Genomic DNA, 21,101 nt, shown 5'->3' on the forward strand with positions numbered 1-21,101 from the left:
GAGGCTGGCTAAATTGGGAATGGCAATTTCAAAATGATTTTCTTTATTGGCTTCGTCAGGAATAGCGAATAATAAAAGTGGTACGTGGGTATCGGTTTCCCAAACGCCTTCCATTGCCGCAATTTTTGGACTTTCAGGGTCACCCCCGGGTTCGCCGGAAAACGGCACCGAAGAAACATCGATCCATACTCAAAGAGATGTATCTTTGGATCAAAGAAAACCGCTATAAGCGGTTGAATCGTTTTATGCCAATATTAAAGCGGAAGATGGTTGGTATCGCCAACTACTTTGGATTGCCGGATAATAGCCTGAGTGTGATGAGGATAAATGACTTTATCTTTCACACTCTTTACAAATGGCTCAATCGCCGCAGCCAACGGAGAAGTTTTAACTGGCAAGGCATGAAGGAGATGTTAGGATATTTTGAAATCCGTCCGATGAGGGTGCGCAAGCGTGCTATCGTTGTTGACTGGTATTGAGGGCCTGTGCCTTACACGGGCAATGATATAACTGAAGAGCCGGATGCGGTAGTCCCGTACGTCCGGATCTGTATGGGGGCGTCTGGGTAACTGGGCGTTCTATCATGACTGAGTTTAAGGGAATTTGATGAAAATTCTAAAAATACTGACAATCACATTGATAACTATTCTAGGCGGCTGTGTCAATTCGCCTAGTTCATTATACATAGACAAGCCATATGTATCTGATGAGAAAATCGAGTACTGGAATAGCCTTGTAGGCACGTGGAAAGGGGAAAAGGAGTTAGGGGGAGGTAGTCGAACCGAGTGGATTATTGATAGAGCTTCAGATGGCACATTTAGAATAGTTTTCAGAACTATCCAAAATGATGGAACTGTAGATGTGTCAACTGAATATGGCCAATGGGGTGTGTCCGATAATATCTATTTCACCATAACAGATGCTAGGTTAGTCGGTGATTCTATCCAAAGAACTGATAGACGCGAACCGTACTACTATGATGCTTATCGAGTAGTAGAAGCAACAGAATCGCTTTTCCATATAGAAACAATTGTAGATCGAGAGTCCTTTGTTGTTAAAAAGATTAGTGACGGAGAAGGCTTCATTGACGAGGCAGACACTCATAACAAGTAAAGCACCGGAAAACCAAAAGCTTCGCTTTTATTTTCCGGTGCTTTAAGCGTTGAGACTGTAGAAAAACCTAAAATTTGGCATAATTGATCCTACTGCCTTTGTTTTGTGTGAATGTTGATCGATTGTGCCAAATTTCATCCCATACAATCTCAATTAAACCACATTAGTGGCGATTGATTTCAATCGTCAAATACAACCCGGGACATTTGAGTTCGCTTTGAACTATTTGATTGAGCATAAATTGGATTTATCGATCTTTAATGGTGGTTATAAAAACGACCGTACGGGTCGCCCCGCTTATGATTCGGCCATTCTATTAAAAATTATTCTCCTCGCTTCGTGTTTGCGAACATTGGCACTTATAAGCGGATATCGAAATTTAGTTTGCGTGGAAAAACCAAAGTGAATGGCCAGTGGCAGCTATTTTGTCTGGTGCATAATATTGAGCAGCTGGTAAATTATGGGAATCTTAAGCCCTAACGGCCCAAATTGCCGTCATTTGGACAAATTGACCCGATTGAATAGCTTGTTTGTTGATCAGTTTGTAAAGCAGCACCAGAATTTTAGTAGTGTTTGACTTTTTTGGCGCAAAAATAAACAAGTTTTGAGAGCTGTAGGGAAGCTATGATTTGGGTTTTTCTACAGTCTCGTTAGAGATTAAAAAGACGTACTCAGTTGGGTATTTCTCAAGAGAAATTGGCGTTTAGGGCTTCTTTGTCTGTCACTTCTATTCGAGAAGTGGAGTTAGATAAAAAACAGCTCACCGTTTTTTCGTTGTTTAAAGTAGCGAAAGCGCTTCAGTTAAACCCTGATGAGCTATTGAGAAGCCCTTGGTTAAGTTGGTCTCAGAAAGAAGGGGAATATTAAGCGGGGTGGTAGAGTGTTCGTTGTGTTTCTCTTGGTGACAAAAACAGAGAGAGTGAATTAAGGTTGAGAAAATTCGACCCTTTTTGTAATGAAAATAAAAAATTCATAAAAGTGACACATTAAATTTACGATTGTATCGACGATGTCACTCTTGGTGCTTGACGGTAAGTAAATACTTTCGTCATCGCATCAGAGGATGAATTTTTACAAGGTGAGTTGCTTTACGAAATTCGCAAGACTTTTCAATTTTTTGACAAGTGGTTAGTATCCCGCTCGTGATTTCGCTCTGTGGGAATCACACTTTACCGAATAAGCACACTTTACCGAATAAGTAAGCCGCGCTAGACGGCTATCGTGACGAGGAAATGAGTGGTGTTGACCGTATGTCCTTACCCCCTTACTTGGAACAGGATTTACTGCAAACTGAAAAAGAAATGGATTGAAGATGGTTGCAGCGGAGAGCACCCCCCCAAGCCCTTGATTGTCGATTTATGGGCAAGCAGTTCCGACCAAGAAAAAAGCGAACGTTGGTGTGAAACCTTGGAATGGGCCAAAAAGAATCACTATAGCCTACTCCAAGAGTTGTATAACCAGCCTATGTACGGTGGCTTTGATACCTCCGATTCATTAACCGATTTCTCATCATCCGCTTCCACAAACCAACCTGATATGAGTGTAAGAACCAGTACTCGTCGATTGCAATAACGGGTTTTACTTTTGTTGCAACCAGCTTTCACTGCTATAGCGATAAGCTTTTCAACAGAGGTTCGAGCTTCGGCCAAATGTTGTCGAGCAGCATTGGTTGGGCTTCAGAGGTGGGGTGAATGCCATCGTCTTGCATAAGGTCGGCCTGTGTGGCGATCTTGTCTAAGATGAAGGGCACAAATAAAACATTTGTGTCTGTGGCAACAGTGTTGAACGTTTTCCTGAACAGTTGAGTGTAGCGCTCCCCATAATTGGGTGGGATCTCGATACCCACTAATAGAACTCTGGCACCGGCGGCCTGGCTTTTGCTGATCATGGTTCGTAAGTTTCGCTCCATGATTTTCACTGGGTAACCTCTTAATCCGTCATTGCCTCCTAGTTCAATAATCACCACTGAGGGTTGGTGTGCTTTTAATAATGGGTTAAGTCGCCCTAAACCGTCCCCGGTAGTATTGCCACTGATACTCGCATTCACAGCAAGAAAATCTTTATATTCACCAGATTGTAATCGCTTGTTCAAAAGGTGAACCCATCCCTGTTTTTCATCTAGGCCATAGGCCGCGCTAATACTGTCACCGACCACCAAAATGGTTTTTTGTGTTTCGACGTTTTGTGCTTGTGTGTTTCTTTCTACTTGTGTGTTTCTTTCTGAAGTATGTTCATTCGGTGAAGGGAGAGCGTTGCCATAAACGGTGGCCGATAGCAGAAGCCATAATAAAGGCAGAATATTTATGTGTAGGGCTCTATTATTGAAAGTATTTTTTGACATAGGTCTCTTATTCATAATGTGTCGTAATCAGATAAAAATCGGCGTTAAGTGATGTTGGTTTGTGTGGCGCAAAATGATTATATGGCACTGTCTTATTGAATGTTGATCGTAAATATTGAACGCAATGGTGTGGCCGTGGTTACTGGCCATTATCTATTCGTCTGATAGTCAGTATCCATTATTCGTCTCCCTGAGACAGTGTGAAATTACGCCAGTTTCATCCATGCGCTTAGCGTGCCTAACAGTGATTGGAATTTTTATGATTAGTGCAAAGCAGTTGTCCAAGCAAGTTGTAACCGCCGAAGGGCCGTTAACCATATTAAATAATGTCAGTTTAGAAGTTGCCGATGGAGACAGTATTGCCATTATCGGAGCATCGGGCTCGGGTAAGTCAACCTTACTAGGTATTTTAGCTGGGCTGGATGTGCCCACCTCCGGCGAGGTTCAACTTGCTCACCAGGTGATTACCAGCATGGACGAAGAAGGTCGTGCACGAGTACGTGCGGAGCATGTTGGATTTGTCTTTCAATCTTTTCAGTTGTTGCCGGGGTTATCTGCCCTTGAGAATGTGATGATGCCGTTGGAGCTGCATAAGGTAGTCAATGCTCGTGCGCGTGCCACCGAGTATTTAGAGCGAGTTGGGCTGGCTCACCGAATGGGGCATTACCCAAAGCAGCTGTCAGGGGGTGAACAACAACGTGTGGCTATTGCTAGAGCGTTTGCCAGTGAGCCTTCGGTCTTGTTTGCTGATGAGCCCACGGGCAATCTTGACAGCACGAACGGCGCCAAAATTATCGAATTATTGTTTGAGTTGAACCGTGAGCAAGGCACTACTTTGGTTCTCGTCACCCATGAAAACCGCCTGGCTGAACGGTGTCAGCGTCAAATCACTATTGAGGCAGGAGAGGTTGTGAAGGTTTCCGGTTCAACGTCTCAAGAACAGGATGCGCTTTCACTTTCTTCCGATAACGCTGTGTCAGAGGTGCGTTAAATGTTGATGCTGTCTTCCAAACTGTTGTGGCGCAATTGGCGCAGTGGTGAGTTACGTATCTTGGCGGGGGCGTTGGCGTTGGCGGTTGCGGTAGTGGCTGCCATTGCGGTATTTGCGGAGCGATTGGATAAATCGTTGGAGCGACAAAGTGGCAGTTACCTTGCCGCTGATCAAGTCGTGAGCAGTCGTTTTGAAATCCCCAGTGAATGGTTGGGGCAAGAGACCTCGATGGGGTTAAAAAGTAGCCAGTTGGCCGTATTCAGTTCGATGGTCTTTTCTGGTGATGAAATGATTCTCGCGTCCGTCAAAGCCGTTAGCCCGGGGTATCCCTTGCGGGGCGAGCTTGAGGTCAGTGATGAAGCCTTCGCCATGGGGGATCAAGTCCGATTGGCCCAGGGAATTCCTAATCCCGGTGATGTGTGGGTAGATTCTCGCTTACTGCCAATGATGGATCTCTCTCTGGGGGATACCTTGGCGATTGGCAATGCCGACTTCACGATTAGACAAGTGGTGATACGTGAGCCAGATGGCTCGTCTGGTTTCGGCATCATGGGCCCAAGGGTCATGATGAATCGAGCCGATCTTGCTAGCACAGGCGTTATTCAACCAGGCAGTCGCGTGGTTTATCGTTGGTTGCTGGCGGGTGACGAGGCAGAATTGAAAGCGTTTAATGAATGGATTGAGCCTAAGCTCGGGGACCATTATCGGCTAGAAAACATCCGAGATTCCCAGCAAAACATTGGGCAAGCACTAGACCGGGCAACGCGATTTTTGATGTTGTCTGGCATGATTGGTGTATTGCTGGCGGCGGTGGCCATTGCCATTGCAGCCCAACAATTTGGTCAACGGCATACCGATCAAGTGGCTTTACTGAAAAGTTTGGGGGCCAGCGCGACTCAAGTCCGCCAGCTCTATGCGTTGCAGATGTTGCTCTTGGGTATTGGGGCATCTGTAGTGGGGTTGGGCATCGGGGAGTTACTGCAACACGGCATTATGGGGGCGGTTGATTCATTGATTGAAGTGGAATTGGTCGCGGCCGGTATTACCCCCTACATTACTGGTCTGTTCACTGGGGTGGTTTGTTTGATTTTCTTTGCCTTACCGCCTTTGTGGCACTTGCCAGGCGTACCGCCATTGAAAGTTCTCCGCCGTGAAATGAGCATTGATCATGTTTCCACATGGGCACGAGGTTTGTTGGGGGTGGGGGCGGTTATTGCGCTGATTTGGCTTTACAGTGGTGATGTGCAACTGACAGCCTCTATGGTTGGCGGTATGGGCGTAGTGCTGGGTGTGGGCGCTGTTGCCGCCTTAGGATTATTGCGATCTGGGCGACATTTGGCCGGGCGGGCAGGCAGCATATGGCGGCTGGCCATGGCCAATTTAGACCGTCATCGATCCCAAAGTATTACCCAAATCATGGTTTTTGGTTGTGCCTTGATGTTGTTGATGGTGCTTTTCCAGGTACGCACCAGTCTTATTGATGAATGGCGTTTACAGCTGCCGGAAGATGCACCAAATCATTTCGTTATGAACATTGCGCCCTACGAAAAAGAAACAGTGCAATCGTTGTTCACGGAAAACACACTGGGCACAAACCCTATGTATCCTATGGTATTAGGACGAGTCAAAGCCCGTAATGATTATGTTTTCACCGATGATGATCGTGACAAAACACCAGGAGCGTTGCGTCGAGAAGTCAATTTAAGCTGGGCAGAGGCGATGGCCCCAGACAACGAACTGGTCAGTGGTCAATGGTGGGATGAATGGCGCAGTCAAAGTGGCTTGCCGGGGGTGAGTGTCGAGCAAGATACCGCCAGAAATCTCTCGTTAGATGTGGGGGATGTGGTCACTTACAGTATTGGCGGGTTGGAGTTACAAGCAGAGGTATCGAGCATACGCACGGTAGATTGGAACTCCATGAGCCCGAATTTCTTTTTCTTATTCAGCCCCGGTGCCCTAGACGCATTTTCACCGAATTATTTAACCAGTGTGTTTATTCCGGTTGAGCAAAAGGGCTTTATTAACCGATTGCTCAGGGAGTACCCCACGATTGTCGTGATTGAAGTAGACCGCATTATTGAACGTATTCGAACCATTATTGATCAGGTCAGTAGTGGGATTGAGCTTGTATTGTGGTTGGTCTTAGTCGGTGGGGTTCTGGTTTTAGTGGCAGCGGTGAACGCCAGTATGAGTGCCCGTCAGCAAGAATCGGGTTTATTGCGGGCACTGGGTAGCCCAAGTTCTCTGATTCTTGGCAGTATTTGGCTGGAGTTTTCGTCACTTGGTTTATTTGCCGGCATACTCGCCACACTGGGCGCGGAAACGTTGCTTATGGCATTGCAGGCATTTGTGTTTGATCAGCCAGTGACGCCACATGTTTTACTGTGGTTTACAGGGCCCATCCTTGGGATGATATTCATTGGGGCGTTGGGTGTCTTAGCATGTCGGAAAACCGTTTCAGTGCCGCCTGGGCAAGTCTTGCGTGAATTGGCTACCAATTAAAATAATTAAAATGTAAACAAAAAAACCACACATTGCTGTGTGGTTAAAGGTTTGCGTGTTGCAGGGTGTATTCAGAAAAACTCAGAAGGTTAACGTCCCTGTTTTCGAGATCGTTCCATCCGTAAAAGTAAGAGTGAGGCCGCTAAACTGATGGCCAAAAAGCCGGTGCCGTTATCCAATTCAGGCACTTTTTTAATGCCTCCGTGTTGATGTTTTAGGTATCGCTTGTGTTTACCTTCGTATATGCGTTCTCGCTCATCCATTTTCCGGTGCATCGTCTGGCGGTACTTCTCCGGTAGATAACGCATAGGCGAGTGATGAGAAAAATAACGCTGCGCTTTTTCCCAAGACCATTCGCCTCTCTTGCTCTCCTCATCCGCAACACTGACGTTAATAGGGGCGATCAGTGCCATTAAGAGAAGTAATTTCACGCATCTGTTTGCCAAAGCTTTCATAAGTGCCTCCGTCACTGACATCCGCTGTTGACGTTAATCAGAGTAGTTTTGGCGCCAAGAGTCGTCAATGGGAGGTAAGAAAGAAAGCAATGTGCCTGTAGTTTATGGCTAAATTTTAGGTTGTGCTTGCCGCTTGAAACACAATTAAAGGAGATATAATTTTTTAAGCGCCAAAAATAAAAAATGTTGGTTTTATGGAATAAAAAAACAATGTAAATAGAATAAATAAATTATTTTATATTCATTTTTCGTTTGAAAACCATAAACGCTCCCTACTATGGATCATAGTGGTAATGGTTTTAGTAGTAATGGTTTTAGTAGTAATGGTTTTAGCGTTAATGATTTTTACTGTTGTGTATTACTATATTGCGGCAGCGTTGTGCTACGTTGGCGTAATGAATAGACAACGAGTCGTGAAAACACAAGCGGTGGTTAAAATATAATCTATGGTAAACAATGTAAGTCAGGCATCTTCATCCTCTACACCCTCCACAACGAAGGATGACCCCTTAGCGCTCAGTAATCAGTTGTGTTTTTCCCTATACGCCACCTCATTGGCCATGACTCAATTGTACAAGCCTTTGTTAGAACCTCATGGGTTGACCTACCCTCAGTACCTTATTTTACTCATTCTGTGGGAGAGTGATGGCCTCATGTTGCGAGACATTGCCGATCGTTTAGGGCAGAAGCCAGGGGCCGTAACGCCGGTCGTCAAGCGGATGGAAATCGATGGCTGGGTGGTTCGTCATCGCAGCCTGGCGGATGAGCGGCAACTTGAAATATGCCTCACCAAAAAGGGAAAGCGACTGCGTAAAACCGCGATAGAGATAAATGCCTGTATCTCACAAAGTTGCCATGCTGATGTAAAAAGCCTGATGAGCCTCAAAAACCAGCTGGATGATTTGCGAAAAGAGTTAAAATAGATTGCGCAGTAATAGTTATTGCGATAATCTTTATTGGGGGGTGATTAATGAATCACCTATTTTTTGATTTAAATGGTTACTGCAATAACTATTTTTGCTATGACTAGTGTTGTTATAAACAACGTTGCAAACTACTGTCGCAACAAGCAATAGCAAAGAGAACCCGATATTTCGTATCACCTTGTTGGATCTTACACCCCTAATACCGAGAGGAGAAAATAATGGAAACCGTTTATCAAGCACACGCTGTGGCCACGGGTGGCCGTGATGGTCGCGCCGTATCGTCTGATGAAAAATTAAATGTTCAGCTCAGTACACCCAAAGAGCTCGGTGGCGCCGGCGGCGATGGGACTAACCCCGAGCAACTCTTTGCCGCTGGTTATGCGGCCTGTTTTATTGGTGCCATGAAATTTGTGGGGGCACAAGAGAGCATTGCTGTTCCTCAAGAGGTGAGCATCAACTCTGCTGTGGGGATTGGCCCGAATCCGAAAGGGGTTGGCTTTGCCATTACCGTCAGCCTTGAAATTTCGCTTCCGGGTTTAGAAAAAGACGTCGCGCAAGGTTTAATCGATAAAGCCCATGCCGTGTGTCCGTATTCCAATGCCACTCGCGGAAATGTCGACGTGATATTAACCCTTGCTTAAAGCGTTCCTGCTCTAAAAGTAATCATTTTGATAGAGCTGCCGTTCGTGATAACGTCAGCTTTTCCCTTCTTATTTCTCCATAGATTGTCAGAAATTCAAGCGTCACCCCCTTATCTTTCTCACTCTGAGTCGGTTTACCACTTGTGGGTATGAGAAAGTCCATCCTTTAGTGAGCAGTTTATTCATTGATATCACTCGATCTGTTATGACTTTCTTGTGAAATTCATTAGAAGTAAAAGACCAATTAATAGCACGTTCTTGTGTGATCGTTAATCAATGACTTAAGTGACAGACTTCTCCTTAGCTTTCGGTATTCATAGAGGAGGTACTCAGAATGTGGGGCACCGACTTTATTTTCTGCGAAATGAGAGGGGAAGTGGAATGGATGGGGTATCGAATAATTCAACGAACGAACTTTGGATGTTTGGTTCTGCAAGTGTAAGGGTGGATTCTAATGGTGGTGTACGTGAAGCGACACAAGAAGAAATAGTTGCAGAAACAAAAAGCTCCCCGGCTGCGATGATTCAAGTTTTGAATACCGGTGCGGATCTTTTACGCTTTGATGCGAATGGCTATTACAAAGATGATGTAGAAAAAATTGCAGAATTATACAAACAAACGGATAAGAGCACAGAAGAAATTGCCAATGAAGTTAATGATGAAATTAATAAATTGCGCAATAAAATGCGAGATCATATCGCCAGTGGTGTGTTTTCAGTCAAAGATAATGGGCAAGTGTTTCATCGTAATGAGCAGGGCCAGGATGTTCTTATTCCACCGGAAAAGGTTGGGTTTGAAATGAATGCATTATTGATCGAATCAATTACAAATAAAGTGAGTGATTTAAATATTTTACGCTCCAAGTTGGCTGGAATTGATAAGTGGATTAAAGAAAATATTGGCTCTGAGGGAAAAGTCATTGTGGGTTCTGCGAGGGTTGATCGTGGTTACAAGATGCTGCAAAGAATTGAAACGCGTCCGGATAAGAATGAAGATATAGGAGATACAGGTGGTCATGAATGGAGGCTTGGTGAGGGTTATAGAGATATAGACAAACTGGATGAAATACCTAACTCCTTTAAAGATAAGTTTGATATCCGAAGGGATTATGGCGGTACCGATTTTAATAAGCATGTTAAAGATTTAGTCAAAGGGACGGAGTATGAAGGTAAAAGTGGAGCGCAGTATATACGGGCGATTAAGAAAGAGTATGATGAATTGCTTCAGGGAAGTGGTGTTCAAACTAATGGTGAATGGTTAAAAGATTTCTCTGAGACTGAATATGTCTATGGAGGGCAAAGTTGGCCTGCTTTTCAAAATGAAGTGAATAAAGGGGAGTGGAACAATGGATATGAAGAGGGGGAAATTAGTGCATATGACGATATACAATGGGGAGTTAGCCTTGATAGGCGGGTTCATGTATTGGGTGTTCCTTATGCGAAATATAGCAGTCCAGAAGGGTTTTCTATTGATGCTATGGTTGTCCCACAAAATAATGTTCAAACTAGAGTGCAAACGTTGTCGAGTTTGTCGGAGCAATTGGGAACGAATTTTAAAGTTGATAATAGTCGATTCAACAATATTATCGAGGCGATGAATAATTATAATAAATCCATTGTGGACTCTTTAAGACGTTTTTCCGTTATTTAAATCTTGAGAAGATGAATCTATGAATAATGATGAGTTGAATGGGGTTGCGGCCATGGATATGGAGGCGATCTTGAATAAGAGTCAAAAAATTCTTGCTGAAGTCCAAGAAGCGTTAATAAAAAGCGAATATCGCCAGGCTGTATTGGACGCAAATATTCAATCTACTTGGGCTTGTTCTCGATATCAGTGGGTCGAAAAAATCAATGCTGAATTTGGCCAACCTAATGAAAGTGAGATTTTTTTTGCACATAAAGAATTTAAAGAAAAATTTCTAAAGGAAAAGACGGTCAAATCCAGTTTTATGAGCCCTTTTTTTGTGAATAATCCTATCTGATTGCTAGGGGAGTGCAATGAGTCAAAAAACCAGTCAAGCCGTAAATTTACATCAGGTGGATCCACAAGATTGGCAATATTTCTTAGAGCAAGGGGGAACTTTGGGTCATGCTTTAGATTTGCAAGAAAGCGAATTAGAAGCCATGTATGCGATGGCTTACGAAAAATACACCATGGGCGCGTATCAAGAAGCGTTGTCATTATTTCAGTTGCTATGTCGTTGTGATCACTTTGACTCACGATTTATTTTAGGGCTGGGAGCTGTGAGGCAGGCGCTTAAAGAGTACAAGTTGGCAGGAGAAACTTACAGTTTTGCCGCTGTAGTGCATACTCAAGACCCAAGATTTCCTTTCCATACAGCCGAGTGTCATTTAGCTTTGGGTAATAACATAAAAGCAGCCAGTGGTTTTGAAGAAGCTTATAACCGGAGTTTAGGGAAGCCAAAATTTGAGAAGTTAAAAGAGAAAGCAGAGGCTTGTTTATTTATGTTATCTAAAAAACTGGGGAAATATGACCCTAATTGGAAATATAACCCTAAAGGAGAATAAAGGATGGCGATTGACAATAATACTAGGCCCGTTACGCTTGCGATGCCTATAGTAAGTGATTTTTCTCGCACCGTGACGGAAAGTTTACTTGTGGCTCAGAAAGAGCAAGCATTAATCCCCCTGAAAGAAAAAAAGCAACAAGAAAATCAGTTGAATGGTTTAAAAAATACACCGTCAGTAGAGCTAGATCCGCCAGAGGTGTCTACTTCCAGTGGGGAATTTTACGACACGATTATTATTGCATTATCCAGGCTTTCAGGTTTGCTTGGAGATATGGCAGATTCTACTTTAATAGACTTGCAATTCAATCGAGAAGAAATTAAACGGCTTTTGAAAGAAAAATTATTAAATGCTGAGGCGAGTGAGAAGCGTCGTGTTGAGCAAGAAAAGGCCGAAGAGAGAGCAATCAAGCGTGAAAACGAGCTGGGGTTTTGGAGTAAGGTTGCCGATTTTGCATTTGGTGCCTTTGAATACGTAACTGGCCTTGCCACAATGGTAAAAGGGGTTTTTACTTTGAATCCGGCAGATATTGCCGCTGGTGCCAGTCTTGCTGTCGCCGGGCTTCTTGAGATGTCGGCAGCATTTTTGGAAGAGGGAGCAACGAAAGATAATCTCAAAATGGCGGCAAATACCTTTATGGGGGTGGGTCTTGCTTTGTCATTTGTGGGCAGTGGTCCAATGGTCGCTTTCATGATTAAAGGTGTTGAAAAAGCCCTAAAATCAGGAGGGAAGAAGCTTATTCAAGAAGCCGCAGAAAAAGCGTCTAAAGAGGTGTCTGAAAAAGCCATGGACGATATCGCAAAAACAGCAATGAAAGAAGCCTCGAAGCAAGCCGCAAAAGGGCTGAAAAGCCAAATGTACAACTTGACTCTTGAAGTCTTTTCGCGAGGAACAACAAAAACACTCAAATCAGGAATGAATAAACATCTAGATGAATATGCCGAGGTGTTCATGAAAACAGTTGCTAAAGAGACGACAAAGCGAGGTTTCGGCGAAGTTTCTGAAGAGATGGCGAAAAAAGCCACACAAAATATGTTAAAAAATCTTAAAAAAGAGCTCCAAGACAATGTTCAGAAGTTAAGTGACTCAACCAAAGTATTCAGGAATTTAGGTAAAGCGGCGTTGGCTAAAGAGGCGCTGGTTCAGTCACATAATATTCATGCTGCCGTTGTTCAGGAGGAGTTTGATGCGAGAAAAGCCGATTTAGAAAAAGAAAAGGACATCTTATTAGCAAATTTGGAAGAAATTACTCATACCCAAGAGTGGGTGAATAATCTTATCAAATTATTACAGGAACACTGGACTCGTGCTGTTACAGGTCCTGTTGAAGAAGCAATGAAAGTTTTGAATTCATCTATTCAAGATCGAGGTAATACCTCTAAGCGAATTGCGGCAAGCTTCAGTGTGTAATATGCAAAATTTTATATGGTTTTTGTGATCTAAGTGGTTATTGGTGAATTTTATAAGATGTGGAGAACATTATGATTGAAGGCAGTGTTAGTAAGTCAGGAAGTAATGGAATTAGTGGTGTAAGCAATGTAGAAAAAAATAACATAAGGCAAGAGGATAGCAACATTGTATCCCCATTGGATGCTAGTCGTCACTATTTGTCAGTTGATGATGAACCTGTTCAAAACTTTCTAGAGGCATTCGCTAGAAATAATCATGTTTATGGTTTGGTGAATGATTTAAATAATAAAATGAAGTCGATTCTCAGAGAAATGAGAGAAGTTGAATCGACAGTTCGTATCAGAAACTATGAACATCAGTTTAAAACGGCATTGGAGAAAAGAGATGAAATTTTGGAAAAGGCAGAAAAAATTAAGGAATTGACACTTCAAAAAGCCAAATTAACCATGGTCTCGGGTGTTGTACAGGGTGCAGTCGGTTTGGCTTCTGCGGGCGCGGGTTTTGCTTCATCCTCTACGATTAAGGGCAGTGCCATGGCAGGAGCTGGTGCAGGTATTGCTCAGGGGATGAGTAAAATTATTGATTCTGAAGTAATGAAGTTGGATGCTGAAGTTACAGATTTAAGAATGCTTCTTGATGCGACACAAACAGAGTTAGATGCCATTATTGATTTGGCTAAAAAAGAAGGTGAATTATCCAATGCTCAAATAAGTTTTATTGACAGTATTACCAATACGTTTTCTTCTTTTATTAACGATCTGCATGGTCAACACAGTGGTACGATTGGTTCAATGGCAAAAGCAATGGTATAGCGATTGTCGTAGAAGGTTGTCATAGAAAATTGTCATAATGTTTCATCCCGATAAAGTGTGTTGTTCACAGTTTATCGGGTTGGGTATGTATTTATTAAGGATTAAATCGGTGAAGTTCATAGAACGGTTTGTTTTTTTGTCTGTGTTGTTGATGCATATCTCAGGTTGTGCAACACAAAACAAGAGCCCTAATGTCGTGGTGGCGAGCCTGAGTATTGGTGTTGAAAAAAATATAGAGAGTTTGATCAGCTTGTCAAATTCACTGTTTTATGAAAACTTAAGTCCAGCTGTATTACCTTATTCCATTGAATACCGTTCATCATCCCAGCTGTATTCAGAGTTTGCTGCTGGCAACTATGATGTAATTTTAGGTGTCGTCGAAGCTTCTTCAGCAGGGTATTTAATTGCGGGCGATATTATTCCTTTGAAATCCATGGATTTTCAATATTTTGTATTGCCAGAAAGACAAGATATTCGCGATGTTAGCAATAAAGATGCGTTTTTTTTGAAAACGAAAGCGGTCGGTTATGTATCCGTGGGTAAAGTGGGTATTGCTAATGAAGCAAAAATAGCCACATTAGAGAATTCACACAGTTTTACACCCTGTGGCACGGTATTGGGGTGTGTCAGGTTTTTACATGAAAAAAAGATTGATTCAATGGCCACCTTTGGGTTGAATTCACTGAAAGCGTTAGATGATGCGCTGAAACCCCATGGCCAGCGTATTGTAAAAGCGTCTTTAAAAGAGGCCACCACGTATGGAGTTATGCTCAATTCCCTGACTCTCAGTCAGGAAGAGATGCAATCACTACGATACTTTTTCACACAGGCGGTTTTACAGAGCGAGCAACAAAGAGAGTTGGCGTTTATTAATAAAAAAACTTCTGTTGCGAAGGTGGGATTACAATGATCGGGCCAGATGCACAGCCGCGAGGTGTGAATGCGGTAGTTGAAAACCCCACTTCCCTGGAAATGTCTCATCGTCGAGTGGATGCAGCACCTCCGGGTAAAACCATGTTTCAAACCGTCAATAATAGTATGGAAGAGTTTGGGTCGTTTCTGCATAAGCATCAAAACTTAAATCGGCAACGAGCACGAGAATCTCGTCGTGACCTCAATTCTCTGGATGTACGTCGGTTAACACGATCGGCCTTGAGTGCACAACAGGTCGAAAAAGTTGAAGAGATGGTACTGCATGTTAAATCCAAACATTTCGATAAAAAAGCGTTGCTGCAAAATATAGAGGCTTTCCGCCACGCGATCTCAGAAGACATTACCCAGCAAACTATTGGGCTTTTGGCCCTCAAAGAAAAAATCAATTCCAGTGATTTTGATCGTGAAACGCACACGGGAGTACCTAAAAAAGACGTTTCCGAAATTATTGAACTCATTGATAATCAGCTAAAACCTGCAGAAACCTCACAAGAATTTGCAGCGGCCACACTGGGTTTCTCTATCGTTGAGTGGGCAGCCGATCAAGGTATTGCAGAAAGAGAAGCGCTTTCAACACACTTCCAAGCCTCGTACCCCATTTCGTTTAAAGACATGAGTCATGCGTTGACAGGCTTAAGGCAAAAGTTCGGCGATAAAAAAATAGAATTTGGCACTCAAGCCATTTTTAAACAATTGTCAGCACAATACCATGCAGAAGGCCAGAATATAAGTAAGGCACAATTATTTGAATTAATGAAGAATATGTCGCAGCTTAAAACCTTAATGGGGTTATTTGACGAGTGCCGGGAGTTATCAAAGCTGATTGCTTCGCCAGGGGGAAATTCAGAGGGAATGACCGTTCGATTGTTAAATGAAATTGCTGTTATTCAGGATAAAACATGGGTAGAGCAATCAGACATTGGCCAGTTAATGCAAAACCTAGGCTTAAAGGGTGCCTCAATGCAAGCGACAGTAAGCGTTCAATTGAAGCGTATTGTAGGCCTAATACCCGATTTTATGTATCAAGAGCCTGCGCAAAAGCAACAAAGCTTGGAAGCACTCTTTCAATTTATTGATATGACATCAAGACGTGAGGCCAGCCATGCCTGAGTGGATAATTCAAGAAATGATACGGTATTTTGATCACCGAGGGATACCTATTAATCAGCACTCGTTACCGGAAGGCTATCTTCAAATCGATTTGGCTTATGATGGGGTGTTGGAGGTGGACTACTTACCCGCCGAGGAGTCTTTACTCTTTTCTTTACGCTTGGTTCAGGATGCTCATCAAGCCATTGTTCGACAAATGCTCGCTATGAACCATTATTTAAAAAAACTTCCTTTCTCACCGACCTGCCATTTGTATGATTCCAGTATTGTATTAAGAACGTGCTTAGTAAATGAAGCGGTAAGTTTGGTAAATATAGAGTCTGTGTTTACGAATCTTCTACAGAGAAAGCAAATATTGATAGATAATGGATAAGATGGCTAGGGGCATATGGTTAACAACGATACAAAGGCAACGTTAAATTTTTCAGGGGGCATTGAAACCGTTTCCTACTTGGAGCGTCAGCGGGACTTCCCTGCTTTGCCCAAGGCAAAGCGTATTATTTATTTCACGGAAGATGCAGCCCCTTCTCATCTTGCAAAGCTCTATCAAAAATTCACCAGTAAATGCCTGCTCGATAAGATTTGCCGCCCTCAGAAGCAAGAATTTAACACCGTAGAAAATGAGTTGTCTCATCAAGGGGCGTTATCTGCCATAGACTGGCTTAATACGCTTGAGGGAAAAATTCCGCAGCCACTTGCCGAAAAAGCACAAGATGTATTAAAGCGAATTGCTGAATTGGAGATCACTGAGCAAGTTCAGCGTAATTTATTGAAGCAGGTGTAATTATGAGCAAGCAACAAGAGTTTACCAATAAAATGCATTCACTCAATAGCGATGAGCGTCAAACAATAAAAGAAGCGCAATTTGTCAAAGCACAATCTAGTAAAAAAAAGCCCAGTAAAACAGAGTCCAGTAAAACTAAGTTCAGTAAAACTAAGTTCAGTAAAACAGAGCCCAGTAAAACAGGGCAATTAGGGAAAGAAAGTGCAGATAATAAAGACAGTATTCCCAACCAGAGTGGAATGAAAGAGTGGTTACTGATACAGGCGCAATTGCAGTTAGATTATGCCTCTGTAAACGATGCCATTGTATTGTTGGAGTTATTTGAGTCTGCCTATGGGGATTCTCTCAGTTCTGGTCTTATGCTATGCAAAGCGTGGGGGCGTACTGGTGATATTGTTGTTCTTGAGCGTCGAATAAAAGAACTGCTCAAACACCCTGAGCTATCGAAAGATCAAGCGGCGGCATTGTATGTGTGTTTGCGTAATGCTCGCTGGCATCAAGAAAATATACTGGGTGCAAAGAAAGCACAGGCCGCTTACCGGTCAGCCATTAAAGCGAAAGGAGACGTTTTGTGAAAAATTTTCTGATCGCACTGAGCTCTCGATCAGACTTGGCGCTTGCCATTTTATTGGTCGCCATCATTTTCATGATGGTGCTTCCTATGCCCACGGGATTAGTGGATACACTGATTGCTGTGAATTTCGCCATTGCTGTGATTTTAATGATGTTGGCGGTGTACATTAAATCTGCGCTCGAATTCAGCGCATTCCCGGCTGTATTGTTGATCAGTACATTGTTTCGGCTTGCGTTATCCGTCACCACAACACGTTTAATTCTAATGAATGGTGATGCCGGCGATATAGTAACGACCTTCGGTAATTTTGTGGTAGGGGGCAATCTTGTTGTGGGCTTGGTGATATTTCTGATTATCACCATTGTTCAGTTTTTAGTGATTACTAAGGGGGCCGAACGTGTTGCTGAAGTGAGTGCGCGTTTCTCCTTAGATGCGTTACCCGGTAAACAAATGAGTATTGACGGGGACATGCGTGCAGGGGTGCTGGACGTTGAAGAGGCGCGTGACCGTCGTGAGTCACTGAACCGTGAGAGCCAGTTATTCGGTTCGATGGATGGCGCCATGAAATTCGTGAAAGGTGACGCCATTGCCGGACTGATTATTATTAGTGTCAATATTATTGGTGGCATACTGATCGGGACAACCCAGCATAATATGTCTGCCGGTGCGGCGCTGGAAATGTATTCTATTCTCACCGTGGGTGATGGGTTAATTGCACAAATTCCGGCGCTGTTGATTTCCATGACCGCCGGAATGATTGTCACGCGGGTTGGCTCAAACGAAGAAGAGCAACAAGATAAAGACCTCAATCTCGGTACGGTGATCAGCTCCCAGATTACGCAACATCCCAGAGCGCTTTATATTTCTGCGGTATTATTATTGGGTTTTGCCTTAATACCCGGCTTTCCCATAGAAATTTTTGTCGGGTTAGCGGCGGTCATTGGTGGGGGTGGCCTACTGCTTGCCAAAATAGCAAAAAAGAACACCGCAAGTACTGCCGATAATTTACCGGCTATTTTAGCCAAAGACAGTGGCTCCGCCGCAACCGCCAGTGCAGAAAGTAAAAAAGCGGCTGCACGAAACGCTGCTGCGGGTAATGAAGAGTTTTCAGTCACGGTGCCGTTACTGGTAGATTTAGCCACTAATTTGGAAGGGGTGTTAGACGCTGAGCAATTAAACGCCGAACTCAGTCGTGTGCGAAAAGCCTTGTATTTGGATTTGGGTGTGCCGTTTCCGGGAGTGCATTTACGGTTTAACGAAAATCTCGGTGAAAACGAATATTATATTCTGAATCAAGAAGTGCCGGTGGCTCATGGAAAACTCGTGCCTGGGTCGGTATTGGTGTCGGAGAAAGAAGCACAACTGGAAATGGCCAGTGTTCAGTATCAAAAAGAAGAAGCATTTCTTCCTGATCTTGAAAGCTTATGGGTGAATGAGCAAGACAGTGAAAAATTACAAGCCAATGGATTGTCGTGGTTGTCGCTGGATCGTGTCATTACCTATCACCTGGCGTATGTGTTGCGTCGCTATGCGGAAGAGTTTATTGGCATCCAAGAAACTCGGTATTTGCTCGAAAAAATAGAGCCGCATTTTGGTGAATTAGTGAAAGAAGTGGAGCGCGTTTTACCCATTCAGCGTTTAAGTGAGGTATTTCAGCGTTTGGTGTCTGAAGATGTTTCGATCCGTAATTTACGCGTGATTTTAGAAGCGTTAGTGGAGTGGGGGCAAAAAGAAAAAGACGTTATTCAGTTAACAGAATACGTACGTAGCAGTTTAAAACGGCAAATTTGCTTTAAATTTTCAGGTAGCAGTTCAATTCTACCGTGTTACTTGTTGGATCAAGAGCTTGAAGAAAGTATTCGTGCCGCCATTCGGCAGACATCGGCGGGGTATTATCTTGCCTTAGACCCCGCCATTGCGAAACGTTTTATCGAAAACTTAGGGGTGTATGCCAAAGAGGGCATTCAGTTACAACGTAAGCCTGTGTTGTTAATTGCGATGGATATTCGTCGATATGTTCGAAAGCTGATCGAAACGGACTTTTACGAGTTGCCTGTATTGTCTTTCCAAGAATTAACCAAAGACATTAACGTACAACCCGTCGCCAGAGTATCAGCGAGCTAACTATGTCAACAGAGTCGTTTATTGAAATGGAAACAAACCGCCAAGAACCAGTTAGTTTACAAGAACCAGTTAGTTTACAAGAACCAGTTAGTTTACAAGAACCAGGTAGTTTACAAGAAACAAGCAGTTTACAAGAAAAAGAAGTGTGTACAGAAATGGTGAGCGCCCGAGAAAATTTAACGTCCGCGCTGACAACCGCCAGTGCGCAGTGGTCTCGTGAATCCACCAAAATTCAACAAGCGATTGCAGAATGTCGGCACTTGCGAATGCGAGGTTGGGTGAACAAAGTGGAGGGCACCATTATTCGCGCCCAGGTGCCGGATGTGAAAATTGGGGAGCTGTGCAAGCTCATTTCTCCGGATGAAAAAGGGGAGTTGCTGGCAGAAGTGGTGGGGCTGGATAGAGATATCGCCTTGCTGTCACCACTTGGCTCCACCAGCGGTATTTCCAGTAAAACGGAAGTTATTCCTACCGGTAAAAGTCATGAGATTGAGGTGGGTGAACACTTATTGGGCAGTGTGCTGGATGGTTTGGGGAACCCGATAAAAAAAGCCCCGCGTTTTGACAGTGATACCTCCCCAAGGGTTAAAGTCCCGGTAATGGCCGATGCCCCAGATTCTATGGAGCGGAAACTCATCGATAAGCCGGTATCCATGGGTGTGAAAGCCATTGACAGCATTCTAACCTGCGGTGAAGGCCAGAGAATGGGCATTTTCGCGGCGGCTGGTGGGGGTAAGAGTACGTTGCTATCGATGATTATTCGCAATGCGGATGTGGACGTGGTGGTTATCGCATTAATCGGAGAGCGTGGTCGTGAAGTGCGGGAATTTATTGATCACGATTTAGGAGAAGAAGGGTTAGCGCGCGCGGTGCTGGTGGTTTCCACATCAGATCGCCCAGCCATGGAGCGTGCGAAAGCGGCTTTAGTGTCTACCGCCATTGCAGAATATTACCGTGATAAAGGCAAAAAGGTGCTGTTACTGATGGATTCGGTCACCCGTTATGCTCGTTCATTGCGGGAGATTGGCCTAGCGGCGGGTGAGCCGCCCACACGCCGTGGTTATCCGCCGTCCGTCTTTGCGGCCTTGCCTCAGTTGATGGAGCGTGCAGGAAACTCAGGGACCAGTTCGATTACCGCGTGCTATACCGTTCTGGTTGAGGGGGATGACATGACCGAGCCCGTGGCGGATGAAACCCGCTCTATTTTGGATGGGCATATTATTCTTTCTCGCAAACTCTCTTCGGCGGCCCACTATCCTGCTATTGATGTGTTGGCCAGCGCCAGCCGTGTGATGAATAACTTTGTCAGTACTGAGCATAAACAAGCGGCCATGAAACTTCGAAACCTATTGGCGAAATACCAAGAGGTGGAGCTTTTGGTGCGCATTGGTGAGTATCAACGCGGGCATGACAAAGACACCGATGAAGCGGTAAACCGAATTGCAGAAATTAATGCGTTTTTGCAACAAGGCACCCATGACCCTGTGCACTTTGATGAGAGTGTGAATAAGCTATTAACACAGTTTTCGTAGACAGTGAAACTCTTAATGCTTTTTCATCTAACAACGATTTTGTTCTCTATCATCAATACTGCCAGCGTTTATTAAAAACGTTCACTCTAACGCTTGGCCAATTCTTAAACAAAGTAATCTCCTTTCCCTTTAATCTTGCTTGTAAAACGCACTGATCGTTGAATTTTTTTACGAAAAATAGTCACTGATCAGTGCCGTCTCTATTCAATGAAAAAAATGACGTCTCTAGTTCACACTCTCAGTATTAATGAGTATGAAAACTAAAAAACAGGCGTGTTTATAACCTATTTATAGAAACGTCTATAACCACGCTTTTCACTGC

The 21,101-nt window shown here is 43.7% G+C and carries 22 protein-coding genes and 2 pseudogenes; 21 read left to right on the forward strand and 3 right to left on the reverse strand.

Annotated features, from left to right (window positions below):
- Positions 1-168 (reverse strand): cytochrome ubiquinol oxidase subunit I (locus LU351_RS08510; RefSeq protein ID WP_332840147.1); only part of this gene is annotated, 168 nt, incomplete at its 3' end.
- A gap of 29 nt (positions 169-197) precedes the next feature.
- Between LU351_RS08510 and LU351_RS08515 the strand changes: the two genes are divergently transcribed.
- The 5 genes and pseudogenes from LU351_RS08515 to LU351_RS08530 all read left to right on the forward strand — a co-directional run bounded on the left by LU351_RS08515 (position 198) and on the right by LU351_RS08530 (position 2,685).
- Complete coding sequence (locus tag LU351_RS08515) at positions 198-479, forward strand: group II intron maturase-specific domain-containing protein (RefSeq protein WP_269783398.1); 282 nt, start codon at positions 198-200, stop codon at positions 477-479.
- 127 nt (positions 480-606) lie between these two features.
- Positions 607-1,113 (forward strand): hypothetical protein, encoded by a 507-nt coding sequence (locus tag LU351_RS08520; RefSeq protein WP_232593645.1) that lies wholly within the window; start codon positions 607-609, stop codon positions 1,111-1,113.
- Positions 1,114-1,452: 339 nt separating this feature from the next.
- A pseudogene (locus LU351_RS21025) lies at positions 1,453-1,593 on the forward strand (transposase); the annotation flags it as partial.
- 192 nt (positions 1,594-1,785) lie between these two features.
- A pseudogene (locus LU351_RS08525) lies at positions 1,786-1,980 on the forward strand (helix-turn-helix domain-containing protein); the annotation flags it as partial.
- A gap of 372 nt (positions 1,981-2,352) precedes the next feature.
- Positions 2,353-2,685: a hypothetical protein gene (locus LU351_RS08530; protein ID WP_232593647.1), complete on the forward strand. Its 333-nt coding sequence runs from the start codon at positions 2,353-2,355 to the stop codon at positions 2,683-2,685.
- 34 nt (positions 2,686-2,719) lie between these two features.
- On the opposite strand, the gene LU351_RS08535 is transcribed toward LU351_RS08530, so the two are convergent.
- Positions 2,720-3,454, reverse strand: a complete 735-nt coding sequence (locus tag LU351_RS08535; RefSeq protein WP_232593648.1) for an arylesterase — start codon at positions 3,452-3,454, stop codon at positions 2,720-2,722.
- Positions 3,455-3,713: 259 nt separating this feature from the next.
- Between LU351_RS08535 and LU351_RS08540 the strand changes: the two genes are divergently transcribed.
- Positions 3,714-4,445: an ABC transporter ATP-binding protein gene (locus LU351_RS08540; protein WP_232593649.1), complete on the forward strand. Its 732-nt coding sequence runs from the start codon at positions 3,714-3,716 to the stop codon at positions 4,443-4,445.
- The gene (locus LU351_RS08545) at positions 4,446-6,947 is read left to right on the forward strand and encodes an ABC transporter permease (RefSeq protein WP_232593650.1); all 2,502 of its coding nucleotides are present in this window, start codon (positions 4,446-4,448) and stop codon (positions 6,945-6,947) included.
- Positions 6,948-7,036: 89 nt separating this feature from the next.
- On the opposite strand, the gene LU351_RS08550 is transcribed toward LU351_RS08545, so the two are convergent.
- Complete coding sequence (locus LU351_RS08550; RefSeq protein ID WP_232593651.1) at positions 7,037-7,378, reverse strand: hypothetical protein; 342 nt, start codon at positions 7,376-7,378, stop codon at positions 7,037-7,039.
- 470 nt (positions 7,379-7,848) lie between these two features.
- On the opposite strand from LU351_RS08550, the gene LU351_RS08555 reads away from it, so the two are divergent.
- From LU351_RS08555 to sctN, 14 genes are all read left to right on the forward strand, one after another.
- Positions 7,849-8,325 carry a MarR family winged helix-turn-helix transcriptional regulator gene (locus tag LU351_RS08555; protein ID WP_232593652.1) on the forward strand — a complete coding sequence of 159 codons (477 nt, stop codon included), beginning with the start codon at positions 7,849-7,851 and terminating at the stop codon, positions 8,323-8,325.
- Positions 8,326-8,546: 221 nt separating this feature from the next.
- Positions 8,547-8,969 carry an organic hydroperoxide resistance protein gene (locus LU351_RS08560; RefSeq protein ID WP_232593653.1) on the forward strand — a complete coding sequence of 141 codons (423 nt, stop codon included), beginning with the start codon at positions 8,547-8,549 and terminating at the stop codon, positions 8,967-8,969.
- Positions 8,970-9,350: 381 nt separating this feature from the next.
- Positions 9,351-10,619 carry a hypothetical protein gene (locus tag LU351_RS08565; RefSeq protein WP_232593654.1) on the forward strand — a complete coding sequence of 423 codons (1,269 nt, stop codon included), beginning with the start codon at positions 9,351-9,353 and terminating at the stop codon, positions 10,617-10,619.
- A 19-nt stretch (positions 10,620-10,638) separates the two neighbouring features.
- Positions 10,639-10,953: a hypothetical protein gene (locus tag LU351_RS08570; protein ID WP_232593655.1), complete on the forward strand. Its 315-nt coding sequence runs from the start codon at positions 10,639-10,641 to the stop codon at positions 10,951-10,953.
- A gap of 16 nt (positions 10,954-10,969) precedes the next feature.
- Positions 10,970-11,500, forward strand: a complete 531-nt coding sequence (locus LU351_RS08575) for a SycD/LcrH family type III secretion system chaperone (RefSeq protein WP_232593656.1) — start codon at positions 10,970-10,972, stop codon at positions 11,498-11,500.
- Between the two features lie 3 nt (positions 11,501-11,503).
- A complete protein-coding gene (sctE, locus tag LU351_RS08580; protein ID WP_232593657.1) occupies positions 11,504-12,910 on the forward strand; it encodes a type III secretion system translocon subunit SseC family protein in 1,407 nt (468 codons plus the stop codon).
- 71 nt (positions 12,911-12,981) lie between these two features.
- Positions 12,982-13,722, forward strand: a complete 741-nt coding sequence (locus tag LU351_RS08585; RefSeq protein WP_232593658.1) for a hypothetical protein — start codon at positions 12,982-12,984, stop codon at positions 13,720-13,722.
- Positions 13,723-13,831: 109 nt separating this feature from the next.
- Entirely contained in the window at positions 13,832-14,632 is an 801-nt protein-coding gene (locus LU351_RS08590; protein WP_232593659.1) for a hypothetical protein, read from the forward strand.
- On the forward strand, positions 14,629-15,765 hold the full coding sequence (locus LU351_RS08595; RefSeq protein ID WP_232593660.1) for a TyeA family type III secretion system gatekeeper subunit: 1,137 nt from the start codon (positions 14,629-14,631) through the stop codon (positions 15,763-15,765). The genes LU351_RS08590 and LU351_RS08595 overlap by 4 nt, the downstream gene beginning before the upstream one ends.
- Positions 15,758-16,138 (forward strand): hypothetical protein, encoded by a 381-nt coding sequence (locus LU351_RS08600; protein ID WP_232593661.1) that lies wholly within the window; start codon positions 15,758-15,760, stop codon positions 16,136-16,138. The genes LU351_RS08595 and LU351_RS08600 overlap by 8 nt, the downstream gene beginning before the upstream one ends.
- Before the next feature lie 15 nt (positions 16,139-16,153).
- Positions 16,154-16,549, forward strand: a complete 396-nt coding sequence (locus tag LU351_RS08605; protein ID WP_232593662.1) for a hypothetical protein — start codon at positions 16,154-16,156, stop codon at positions 16,547-16,549.
- 2 nt (positions 16,550-16,551) lie between these two features.
- Positions 16,552-17,124 (forward strand): hypothetical protein, encoded by a 573-nt coding sequence (locus LU351_RS08610; protein ID WP_232593663.1) that lies wholly within the window; start codon positions 16,552-16,554, stop codon positions 17,122-17,124.
- Positions 17,121-19,247, forward strand: coding sequence for a type III secretion system export apparatus subunit SctV (gene sctV, locus LU351_RS08615; protein WP_232593664.1), 2,127 nt, complete (start codon positions 17,121-17,123; stop codon positions 19,245-19,247). The genes LU351_RS08610 and sctV overlap by 4 nt, the downstream gene beginning before the upstream one ends.
- A gap of 2 nt (positions 19,248-19,249) precedes the next feature.
- A complete protein-coding gene (gene sctN / locus LU351_RS08620) occupies positions 19,250-20,779 on the forward strand; it encodes a type III secretion system ATPase SctN (protein ID WP_232593665.1) in 1,530 nt (509 codons plus the stop codon).
- The last annotated feature ends 322 nt before the right edge of the window (positions 20,780-21,101 follow it).

It is taken from the genome of Marinibactrum halimedae (assembly GCF_021234875.1).
Lineage (GTDB): Bacteria > Pseudomonadota > Gammaproteobacteria > Pseudomonadales > Cellvibrionaceae > Marinibactrum > Marinibactrum halimedae.

Excerpts from the sequence above, each read along its gene's own strand:
- LU351_RS08515 (WP_269783398.1), top strand. The coding sequence starts at position 198 with ATGTATCTTTGGATCAAAGAAAACCGCTATAAGCGGTTGAATCGTTTT.
- LU351_RS08520 (WP_232593645.1), top strand. The coding sequence starts at position 607 with ATGAAAATTCTAAAAATACTGACAATCACATTGATAACTATTCTAGGC.
- LU351_RS08535 (WP_232593648.1), bottom strand. The coding sequence starts at position 3,454 with ATGTCAAAAAATACTTTCAATAATAGAGCCCTACACATAAATATTCTG.
- LU351_RS08540 (WP_232593649.1), top strand. The coding sequence starts at position 3,714 with ATGATTAGTGCAAAGCAGTTGTCCAAGCAAGTTGTAACCGCCGAAGGG.
- LU351_RS08545 (WP_232593650.1), top strand. The coding sequence starts at position 4,446 with ATGTTGATGCTGTCTTCCAAACTGTTGTGGCGCAATTGGCGCAGTGGT.
- LU351_RS08555 (WP_232593652.1), top strand. The coding sequence starts at position 7,849 with ATGGTAAACAATGTAAGTCAGGCATCTTCATCCTCTACACCCTCCACA.
- LU351_RS08560 (WP_232593653.1), top strand. The coding sequence starts at position 8,547 with ATGGAAACCGTTTATCAAGCACACGCTGTGGCCACGGGTGGCCGTGAT.
- LU351_RS08565 (WP_232593654.1), top strand. The coding sequence starts at position 9,351 with ATGGATGGGGTATCGAATAATTCAACGAACGAACTTTGGATGTTTGGT.
- LU351_RS08570 (WP_232593655.1), top strand. The coding sequence starts at position 10,639 with ATGAATAATGATGAGTTGAATGGGGTTGCGGCCATGGATATGGAGGCG.
- LU351_RS08575 (WP_232593656.1), top strand. The coding sequence starts at position 10,970 with ATGAGTCAAAAAACCAGTCAAGCCGTAAATTTACATCAGGTGGATCCA.
- sctE (WP_232593657.1), top strand. The coding sequence starts at position 11,504 with ATGGCGATTGACAATAATACTAGGCCCGTTACGCTTGCGATGCCTATA.
- LU351_RS08585 (WP_232593658.1), top strand. The coding sequence starts at position 12,982 with ATGATTGAAGGCAGTGTTAGTAAGTCAGGAAGTAATGGAATTAGTGGT.
- LU351_RS08595 (WP_232593660.1), top strand. The coding sequence starts at position 14,629 with ATGATCGGGCCAGATGCACAGCCGCGAGGTGTGAATGCGGTAGTTGAA.
- LU351_RS08600 (WP_232593661.1), top strand. The coding sequence starts at position 15,758 with ATGCCTGAGTGGATAATTCAAGAAATGATACGGTATTTTGATCACCGA.
- LU351_RS08605 (WP_232593662.1), top strand. The coding sequence starts at position 16,154 with ATGGTTAACAACGATACAAAGGCAACGTTAAATTTTTCAGGGGGCATT.
- LU351_RS08610 (WP_232593663.1), top strand. The coding sequence starts at position 16,552 with ATGAGCAAGCAACAAGAGTTTACCAATAAAATGCATTCACTCAATAGC.
- sctN (WP_232593665.1), top strand. The coding sequence starts at position 19,250 with ATGTCAACAGAGTCGTTTATTGAAATGGAAACAAACCGCCAAGAACCA.